The 9431-nt window shown below is 60.6% G+C and carries 9 protein-coding genes; 3 read left to right on the top strand and 6 right to left on the bottom strand.

All coding sequences use genetic code 11. From position 1 onward, the window contains the following. Positions 1-229: 229 nt before the first annotated feature. The gene (locus tag JJE47_05140; GenBank protein ID MBK5266800.1) at positions 230-742 is read left to right on the top strand and encodes an RNA polymerase sigma factor; all 513 of its coding nucleotides are present in this window, start codon (positions 230-232) and stop codon (positions 740-742) included. Further along, complete coding sequence (locus tag JJE47_05135; protein MBK5266799.1) at positions 739-1473, top strand: methylated-DNA--[protein]-cysteine S-methyltransferase; 735 nt, start codon at positions 739-741, stop codon at positions 1471-1473. Before JJE47_05140 ends, JJE47_05135 begins: the two co-directional genes overlap by 4 nt. A 25-nt stretch (positions 1474-1498) precedes the next feature. On the opposite strand, the gene JJE47_05130 is transcribed toward JJE47_05135, so the two are convergent. From JJE47_05130 to JJE47_05105, 6 genes are all read right to left on the bottom strand, one after another. Next, positions 1499-3100, bottom strand: coding sequence for an amidohydrolase (locus JJE47_05130; GenBank protein ID MBK5266798.1), 1602 nt, complete (start codon positions 3098-3100; stop codon positions 1499-1501). A gap of 5 nt (positions 3101-3105) precedes the next feature. After that, on the bottom strand, positions 3106-3690 hold the full coding sequence (locus JJE47_05125) for a GNAT family N-acetyltransferase (protein MBK5266797.1): 585 nt from the start codon (positions 3688-3690) through the stop codon (positions 3106-3108). Between the two features lie 153 nt (positions 3691-3843). After that, on the bottom strand, positions 3844-5229 hold the full coding sequence (locus JJE47_05120) for an FAD-dependent oxidoreductase (protein MBK5266796.1): 1386 nt from the start codon (positions 5227-5229) through the stop codon (positions 3844-3846). Continuing rightward, a complete protein-coding gene (gene speB, locus JJE47_05115; protein ID MBK5266795.1) occupies positions 5226-6197 on the bottom strand; it encodes an agmatinase in 972 nt (323 codons plus the stop codon). The genes JJE47_05120 and speB overlap by 4 nt, the downstream gene beginning before the upstream one ends. After that, positions 6190-6873, bottom strand: coding sequence for a GNAT family N-acetyltransferase (locus JJE47_05110; protein ID MBK5266794.1), 684 nt, complete (start codon positions 6871-6873; stop codon positions 6190-6192). The genes speB and JJE47_05110 overlap by 8 nt, the downstream gene beginning before the upstream one ends. Next, on the bottom strand, positions 6870-7955 hold the full coding sequence (locus JJE47_05105; protein MBK5266793.1) for a hypothetical protein: 1086 nt from the start codon (positions 7953-7955) through the stop codon (positions 6870-6872). The genes JJE47_05110 and JJE47_05105 overlap by 4 nt, the downstream gene beginning before the upstream one ends. Positions 7956-8202: 247 nt before the next feature. Between JJE47_05105 and JJE47_05100 the strand changes: the two genes are divergently transcribed. Continuing rightward, positions 8203-9431, top strand: a 1229-nt coding sequence (locus tag JJE47_05100) for an aminotransferase class III-fold pyridoxal phosphate-dependent enzyme (GenBank protein ID MBK5266792.1), incomplete at its 3' end; no start/stop codon positions are given.

The raw sequence follows: 9431 nt of genomic DNA, 5'->3' as shown, positions 1-9431 counted from the left end.
CCTGGAACTCTCCAACGTAGCCAACCTGCCCATTGCGATCTACCCCGAAATGAAGATCGGCCAGATCAGCTTCTACCAGATGACGACTCCCGCAGACCACCCGTACGGATCCACGGAACTCGGTTCCAAATACCAGGGGCAACGGGGACCAACCCCGTCTCGCATTCACAGAGACTACAAATAACTGCAACGGTTCACAGGTCGCCGGGGTTCTTAACAACGAACCATCATGGACGACCATCTGACCATATCTCTCGCCCTCAACGTTGACAATGCGTTCCCGAATTTTGTCGACGCCACCCAACACCGCCTGTATGGGGGGCTTCGAATGTTGGTTGGCGACGATGCCGAAGACGTCGCGCAAGAGACCTACCTGCGCGCGTATCGGTCCTTGCTGCAATACCCACCAGCAAGAATCAGACAACTAGAACTCCGCCCCTGGCTCTGGACGATTGCCCTCAACGCTACCCGGAACCGTCGCCGCACGAACGCCCGGCGACCACTCGTCCTGGTGGATCAACTTCCCGACACACCCCAACATCGGGCGGAGCCCATCGACGATGCACTGGTAGCCGCTATCCGGAGTCTGCCCCACGCTCAGGGCGCCGCGGTAGTACTTCACTACGTCCTCGGTCACACCTACGCCGAAGTGGCACAGATTCTCGATCGACCCGAAGGCACCGTGAAATCAGATGCCTCGCGGGCCCTCGCGACGCTACGAACGAAAGGCCTTGAAGCATGAAATTGTCGGAATTCGAATTCCAGGCTCCGCCCGGACTCAAAGAGCAAATCCTCATCGATGCCGGCCTGATTGACGGATTCGTCTCTCTGGCCTCTTCGGTCGGTATGTTGAATGTGGCCTTCAACATCAGGGGCGTCTCGGCGGTGGCGCCGGACGAAACCGAATTCGTGGCCGGATTCGAGCAACGTTTCGGACGCCGGGTCGTCGCCGTGGACCGATTGCCGAACCAACTGGAGGCGGCGGTCGAGCGAACCCTGGAAACCGGACGCCTTGCGAGTCTCCCGGTTGATTGGCGCGGCCAGACCGACTTTCAACGGACGGTCCTCGAAGCGGCTGCTTCCATTCCGACCGGTGAAGTTCGCCCGTATGGTTGGATCGCTGCCCGGATCGGCCGGCCGGCCGCCGTGAGAGCCGTCGGATCGGCGCTCGGCCAAAACCCGGTTCCCGTCATCGTGGCATGTCACCGGGTTGTCAGAACGGACGGCAATCTTGGCCAATACCGTTTCGGTGCGATGATGAAAGCCGAACTTCTCAAGGCTGAGGGCCTCGACCTCCGGCCGCACCCCGGCGTTCTGGTTGCGAACCGGAAAACTGGAGTCGCCTGCTACCCGTCCTGTCGGGTCGCTCGACGTATTGCCCCGAAGCACCAGCACTGGCTTAGCTCCTCCCGCCAGGCAATCGCCGCCGAGTACCAGGCGTGCGAGCGATGCCAGCCCGTCTTCGGCGGCTAGACAACCGGTTGGCCGGCGAGCCTACTCAGGCTGACACGCTCCCAAATACGATTTCGCCGGCAATCATGGTCATATCCACACCAACGTCTCGTGGCCGCTCGAGAGCGAACGGATCGGCGTTCAAGACAACCAGATCGGCCTGTTTCCCCCGCTCGATCGAACCGGAGACCGTATTGCGGTGATTCACGTAGGCCGATCCGGCAGTAAATGCCATCAGTGCATCCGCCAACCCGATCCGCTGATCTGACAAGAAGACCTCGTCGACCCCCTCGGTCGGGTCGTTTCGATGCACGGCCACGTCGATCTGGGCCATAACGTCAGGCGTAGAAACCGACCAATCGCTTCCCATCGCCATTGTCGTCCCGGCTGCCAACAACGACTGCCACGGGTATTGGCGGAGGGCGCGGTCAGGTCCGACGAAGGGAATCGTCAGATCGGACATGGACTCATCAAGGACGGCCCAGAGCGGCTGGACGTTGGCGGTGGCGCCGAGCTCACGGAACCGGGGGATGTCTGCCAGGTTCACAAACTGAAGATGGGCGAGGTGGGGACGGGTATCGGTCCATCCGTTCACTCGCCTGGCAGCCTCGATGGCGTCCAGAGCATGACGAACCGCTCGATCACCAAGCGCGTGGAAATGGCACTGCAAGCCCGCCGCATCGATGCGCGTCACAATCTCAGCCAGGTCGTCGTTGGCAATGAAGTCGAATCCGGTGTTGTCCGTCTCGATTCCCGCCTGGTCGAGGTACGGCTCAAGAAGGGCGGCAGTGTGGTTCTCGCAGACGCCGTCAAGCATGAGCTTGATCGTTCGCGGATCATAGGAGCCGACGCCCTCGCGGCTGGCTTCGATCAACTCATCGAGTTGACCCATTTCTCGTTCGCGATCCCACCACAGACAGCCCCGCACGGTCGCCTTGAGATCTCCCGAGATGGCGAGTTCCCTATATGTCTCATGAATTGGCTCGGTGACCCACGCATCTTGCCAGGCGGTGATCCCCAGCGAGAGTAGGTAGCGCTGACCTTCCAGGAGAGCCGCTCGCAACGTCGCCGCATCCGGCTGTGGCGTGGCGCGTTCCATCAGACGCATAGCCCCTTCATGGAGGGTGCCTTGTGGCGAACCGTCTGGTAGGCGTTCGATGCGACCATCTCTCGGATCGGGCGTCGCCGCCGTGATGCCGACCAGACGCAGCGCGGTGGAATTCGCCCAACCAGAGTGACCATCGGCTCCACCGAGGTAGACGGGTCGGTCGGTTATGGCGTCGAGCAGGGCAGCCGGCGGATTGCCCCCTTCGAACCAGTAGTAGTTCCACCCCCCGCCGAGCACCCATTCCGTATCGGTACCCATGACGTATTCCGCAACGACCGTCAGAGCGGTTCCCAGGTCGCCGACATGCTCCAGATTGCATCGCATTCGGGCCAGTCCACCCATCATCGGATGAACATGGGCATCCTGAAAGCCGGCGATCAGGAACCGGCCGCCTAGATCGACGTCGACCGCACCCGCACCGATCTCCTCACGAACGGCCGCTTCTGAACCGACCACGGCGACCTTCCCGTCACGCACCCCGACCGCGTGAGACCAACTGCGGGCGGAATCGCCCAAGAAGACCTGCCCGTTTCCGAACACATACTTCACACGTGATCCGGATTGGACCACACGATCAACGCAGCCCACCCGTCGATATCGGGGTCATCGATGTAGTCGGCCAGAACCCCCCTGACCTCAAACCCGTTCTCCAGTTGAAAGCTAAGCGTACGGTCGTACAGTTCCCCGGCCGCCACCTTCTCCACATAATCGGCCGCCGACATAACTTCCTTGTGGTCGGCGAACCCGTGGATATAGCCCCCGGCAATAATGCCCCGGCGATTCTGTTTACGCACCAGTTCCTTACGAAGCTCGTACAGCCTCTTGCCGATCCCCCGCCGTCGGTACTCGGGGTCCACGACGATATCGGTGCCGTAGTACCAGGCGCCGTCCGGATTGTGATTACCACACTGATGCTCGCCGGTGATCTCGGCGATCGTGTGTTGCGGGTGATCAAAGTCAAAATCGACAAGGATCCCACCGGCTTGGCCAACGACCCGATCGCCGTCGAGGCAAACGAAAAACCCCTCGGGGAAGGTCCGTGCGTAAGCAGCCAGATCATCGGCGTTCAACAGATCATCCGGATCGGCTTGAGGAAACGCTGCTAACTCAAGGGAGGCACATTGGCTCACCCATCGATCGCTTAGGTTCACATACTGCAGATCCAACAGGGCCCCCCTTCTACGAGTGAATCGCTGAAGCTCTTGCAATGTCTAGCACGAACCAGTCGCGGTCGGTTCGATGAAGCGTCAAAAAGCTTGTCGCAAGGAGGTTTCACAAACGAATCAACGGGTCTTGCCGCGCATCCAGTTGCCGACCGTCCCCCACCGAGACGCCTTGCCGCGCCTCAATTCGGAAGCATCGGCTGCCTTGGCCATCCACAATCCGGCGTTGATGCCAACAAAACGGAGCGGTTCGGGCTCCCAGGTCTTCCACTCGTGTTGTATCCAAGGCATCGTTACCAGGTCCGTATCGCGTTCGAGAATCAAGTCGGCCAGCGTTTGGCCCGACAAATGAGCCGTGTTGACACCGTCTCCGACATATCCGCCACCCCAGGCGATTCCAGCTGCCCGGTCGATGCTGACCGACGGTCGCCAGTCGCGAGGCGCCCCGAGCGCACCACCCCAACGATGGGTAATCGCCACGTCAGCCAACCGGGGGAACAGTTCGCCAAGCGACCGGATGATCTCGGCGTGGACTCGATCGTGGATATCGTTCTCGGGTGCAGTTGACGACCCAAAGTAGTAGGGAGCCCCGCGCCCCCCGAAGGCCAACCGCCCATCGACGGTACGCTGCCCGTAGATGATCAAGTTCCGGAAGTCTCCGAACGTCGGTCGGGTCTTGAGGCCGATCTCCTCCCACATCTCATCGGACAACGGTTCGGTTGCGACCATCAACGAGTACAACGGCACCATCGCCCGTTTGAAGCCGGGAAGATCGCTCGTGAACCCTTCCGTGGCTCGAACCACCATCGGGGCGGTGACCGTGCCGTGCCGGGTGATCACCCGTCGGGGAGCGAGTTGCTCAACAGCCGAATCCTCATAGATCATGACGCCGCGCCGTTCGCAGGCTGCCGCCAAACCGTGAACCAGCAAGGCCGGTTGAATCGCCGCCCCGTGAGGATGCCACGTCCCGCCAATCACACCGGTGGCATTGAGCATTTGGCGGGCTTCGGTGCCGGACAACTCTCGAAGGTCGTCCTTGCCAAGGCCGAGGTGCCTGGCTTCCTCGATTTGCTCCTTCACTCTTTTCAAGTGAACGTCGCTCCTGGCAACTGAAAGCACCCCGCCTTGGACAAAGTGGCAATCAATCTCTTCCGTGGCAACGACCCGACCCACCTGAACCACTGACTCGTGAAGAGCCCGCATGAACCGAACCGCCTCGGACTTTCCGTGTTCTTTGGCCAGGACCCCGATTCCGAGCGGGTATTCAGCATGACACCAGCCGCCGTTTCGCCCCGACGCCCCGAAACCGACGTGATGTTTCTCAAGCACGGCCACCTTGAGCGACGGGTCGTGTTCTTTGAGGTAGTAAGCGGTCCACAGACCCGTGTAACCGGCCCCGACAATCGCCACATCGACGTCGAGGTCACCCCCCAGATGGGGTCGAGTAACTTTGGCTTGTACGGCCTCCCACCAGAACGGTGTCGTTTTCGCCTCTTCCAGTCTCATGATCGCCCCATAACCTTCCGCTCGGCCATCCCATTCAAAATCTCAAGGACCACCCGGTTGGCCAGAAACGCGGTGATCTGTCCGGGCCCGTCGTATGGCGGTGACACTTCGACAATGTCGGCACCGACCACCGGAAGCTCTCTCGCCAGGCGCCGGACTGTATCGAGCAGTTCGCGCGACGTCAGCCCCCCCGGTTCGGGCGTTCCGGTTCCCGGTGCCATACCGGGATCGACCACATCGACATCAACCGAGATGAAGATTCCTTTCGATGCCGAATCGGTGCAAGCCGCCACCGCGTCCGCTACTACTGGACGCAGGCCCCGGTCCACGATCTCGGACATCAAGAAAACCTTCATTTCTTGCTCCGCCATCCACGCCACCGTGGCCGGTCCTGGCCAATAACCCCGAAGGCCGATCTGGACAAACCGGTTGCCGGGCACCGCACCCGACTCTATGAGTCGGCGCATCGGTGTCCCATGGCCATGCAACTGGCCGGCATTTGTTTCGCCAGTGTCGGCGTGCGCGTCAAAATGAACCAGTCCGAAAGATCCCGGACCGTGCACGCGGGCCAACCCGGTGCCATTGCCATAGGTGATCGAATGATCTCCACCGAGGACGATTGGGACGGCACCTTTGGCCGCAATCATCTCGACGGCGTCGGCTATCCGGTCAAGGCCGATCTCAAGGTAACCAGGGGGGACCGGCACGTCGCCAACATCCACCACACGGAACTCATCGAATGGATTGATTCCGGTCGGCAGATGAGGACGGACTGCGTCAGCATCGAGGTAGTCGGCCTCCCTGATTGCTTTAGGCCCGAATCGTGCGCCGCCCCGGTAGGTGGCTCCCCAATCGAGCGGAGCTCCCACAATCACCACATCGGCCCCACCTTGCGCCAGCCCGGCCAGTTCCACCGACGGCACCCCGGCAAACGTCACAAACTGGGCAAACCGCCACACCTCATCCATGGGCAGGTCCGGGCCGGATCCCGGCGCGTTGAGCAGCCAGGCACTCCGGGTCGAAGTCGGGGTTCCTCCAAACAATCAGGCTCGCCCAGCTGTCGACCGCCTGGTCCGTCCAGTAGTTCTCCAGGGCACCGAGGGCCTCGAAACCGTTGTCGAGTTGCATCGTCAAGGTCGGATCTGTCAGCTCCCGAGCTGATACCCGGGCGACGTACTCCTCAGCGGTCATGTCGTTTTTGTGGTTGGCAAATCCAGGAATAACTCCCCCGGCAACCAGTCCGGCGCGGTTGAGGCGCCGGATCAGATCCTTGCGGAGCCCATACAGCTGACGGCCAATCCCGAGCCGTTGATAGTCATTTGCTACCGCAATATCGGTTCCGTAGTACCACTCACCGAATTCGAGGTGGTAATCAGATCCGAGCGGGCCGACCACCTCGTCGATGTGATGCTGGGGGCGATCGAAGTCGAAGTCGACAAAACACCCCATGGCGAACGCCACCACCCGATCCCCGGCGTCGTGATCCACAACGACAAACCCGCCTTCAGGGAACATTTCGCACTGCTTCAGCACTCCGGCTACCGAAAGGAGCTCGCCTCGGTCGGCCGTTGGGAAGGCGGACGCCTCCAGGGCAACGAGGGCATCGGCGTGGTCCGGTCTGACCTGCACATACTCGAGGTTCACGACACCGCCAGGCTAAACGGCTCGTATTCGTTCTGATCGGGTAGCCCCCACACCGCCCAGAAGTCTTTGGTCTGTGGTCGCATGATCGCCGCCCCACAGGATTCAACGTGATAGGGGTCGTAACCGATCTGACAAATCGACTCACCGTCGCGAGTCACGGCCATCAGGGTCTTCTCGTCGATATCGCCGTCGGAGAGGAGTAGGCGGGCCCTGGCAAGTCTCGCTTCCGAGCTTGCCTGAAGCTGGGGTGGTCTGGCTACTTCCAGGCCGACGGTGGCATCGCTCAGCATGTGGTTTGTATGGACAAGCACTTCCTCATGTAGTTCAAACACGGCAGTGGCGGTCGGCGTGGCCTCCAGGTTGAATCCGACCCCTTCGGAGTCAAAGACCAGATAGCTGTGGGCCCCCGCCAGGGAGGCGCCGGCGATCACATCTCGAGCGTCTTCGGCCGAAGTCTGCTCGAGCGCTTTTCGCACTACATGCGGCCACGTGACGCCTGGCCGACCGTCGACCGCGGTGAGATTATTGATTCCCACCGCTACACCGGCTTCGTTCATGCCGATCTGGCCAAGACACCCGGTCGTTGTAAATACCAGAGCCCGTGGCTTGTTGACAGGGCGTAGGTCGCATAGCACCACAAACTCAGTAGCCGTATCATGCATATCCCAGGTCTGGCCGAAATAGCCGGCTCCCTGAGAGCGACCATCCGGGACGATAAACGCCGTACAGTCGTCCTCAATCACTTCTGGTGGCATCGGGCCGCCGGTGCTGGCCCGCACCGCATCGACAAAATCGGTAAAACCCCCCACGACGATCATCTCTTCGGGGGTGAGCCCGCACGCCCGCCCGATCGCGTTCATCTCTTCGGTGAGGTCGGGGCTGAACTCCTCATGAAACTGGAGACAGGAACTCGCCACAGCCAGCACGTCGCTTCGTCCCAGCCTATTGCCACTCCACAGACCGGACATCACGAGACGAATACGATCATCTGCGTAGCGCCGGATGTCGTCGGCGTAGGCGGTTCCATGGGCGGTTCCCATGGAACCGGCCGAACCTGAAAGTTCAAGAACCCGGATTGCCATTACTTACTCTCGCGCTTCTGGCAGATCGTCGTCACAGTGCCTCCTGCCGGTACCGGACCATCTTGCCTCATCTGATCGTCAACTGTCGCCGATTCGTCCCTGAACAACGGCAGCCACAACCGGAATGCTTGAATTCTGGGCCTCAATTATCGATACGGTCGATTTCATATTGATTCTTGCATGATTCGCTCGAAAGTCCGAGTTCGTCCACTAGGGTCCGAACTGGAGAGTCCAGCAACGGAGACCCGTGTCACAGACCACCAGAGATGCCGCCAACCACCTGCTTGTGCCGTATCAGGAATTCGACACCGACCCCGAACGGCGACTGGTCATTGAATATGGGGACGGGGTCCACCTCGTAGATGCGGCCGGTAACCGATATCTCGACGCCATCGGTGGAATGTGGTGTACCAATATCGGTCTCGCTCAGGAAGAGATGGTCGAAGCCATTTCGGCACAACTGCGCAAGCTCGCCTATGCCAACCCGTTTGGGGACATGATGGGAATGCCTGCTGCACAACTGGCCGCCAAGCTCGCCACGCTGACGCCCAAAGGGCTCAACCACACATTCTTCAGCACCGGTGGATCCACCGCCATCGACGCCGCCTACCGGCTCATCCAGTTCTATCACGGCGTTCGGGGCAACCACGAGAAGCGACATGTCATTTCCCGAACCGACGCCTATCACGGGACCACGTATGCGGCAGTTTCGATCGGTGGCAAGCCAACCGACCACACCAGCTATTTCAACTATATCGACGACACGATTCACCACCTGCAATCACCGAACCATTACCGGCATGGGGCCGGACGCACGGAAGCGGAGTTCGGTGCGGACCTGGTCGCCGAGTTCGAGGCCAAGGTGGCCGAACTGGGCGGGCCGGATCAGGTCGGTGGATTCTTCGCCGAGCCGATCATGGCGTCAGGCGGGGTGGTGCTTCCTCCTGACAACTACCTCCGCCGCATCTGGGAACTCTGTCGGGAGTGGGACATCTTGTATGTCTCCGACGAAGTTGTCACCGGGTTCGGGCGCCTCGGCGAATGGTTCGTGTCCGAGAAGATGTTCGGTATCACGCCAGACATCATCACATCCGCAAAGGGGTTGACGTCAGGGTATGTGCCGTTGGGAGCCACGATCTACTCCGATGCGATTCATGCGGTCATCTCAGAGCCAGGCCACGGACGGTACTTCGGAGTCGGGTACACGTACTCCGGTCATCCCGTGTCTTGCGCCGCCGCCCTCAAGAACATCGAGATCATTGAGCGCCATGGCATCCTCGAACGAGTGCGCAAAATCGGACCCTATTTCATGGAACAACTCGGTGATTTGGCCGGCCTGGCTATCGTTGGTGACGTGCGGGGCTCTCACCTCATGACCTGTGTCGAGTTCGTGGCCGACAAGGCCACCAAGGCAGGATTCCCGGACGGAATCGACATCGGCAAGTTGGTGGCGAGCGAAGCTCAGAAGCGGGGGTT

The organism is Acidimicrobiia bacterium, assembly GCA_016650365.1.
Classification (GTDB): domain Bacteria; phylum Actinomycetota; class Acidimicrobiia; order Spongiisociales; family JAENVV01; genus JAENVV01.
Note: the sequence above shows the minus strand (reverse complement) of the source record. Positions and strands in the feature narration are given on the sequence as shown.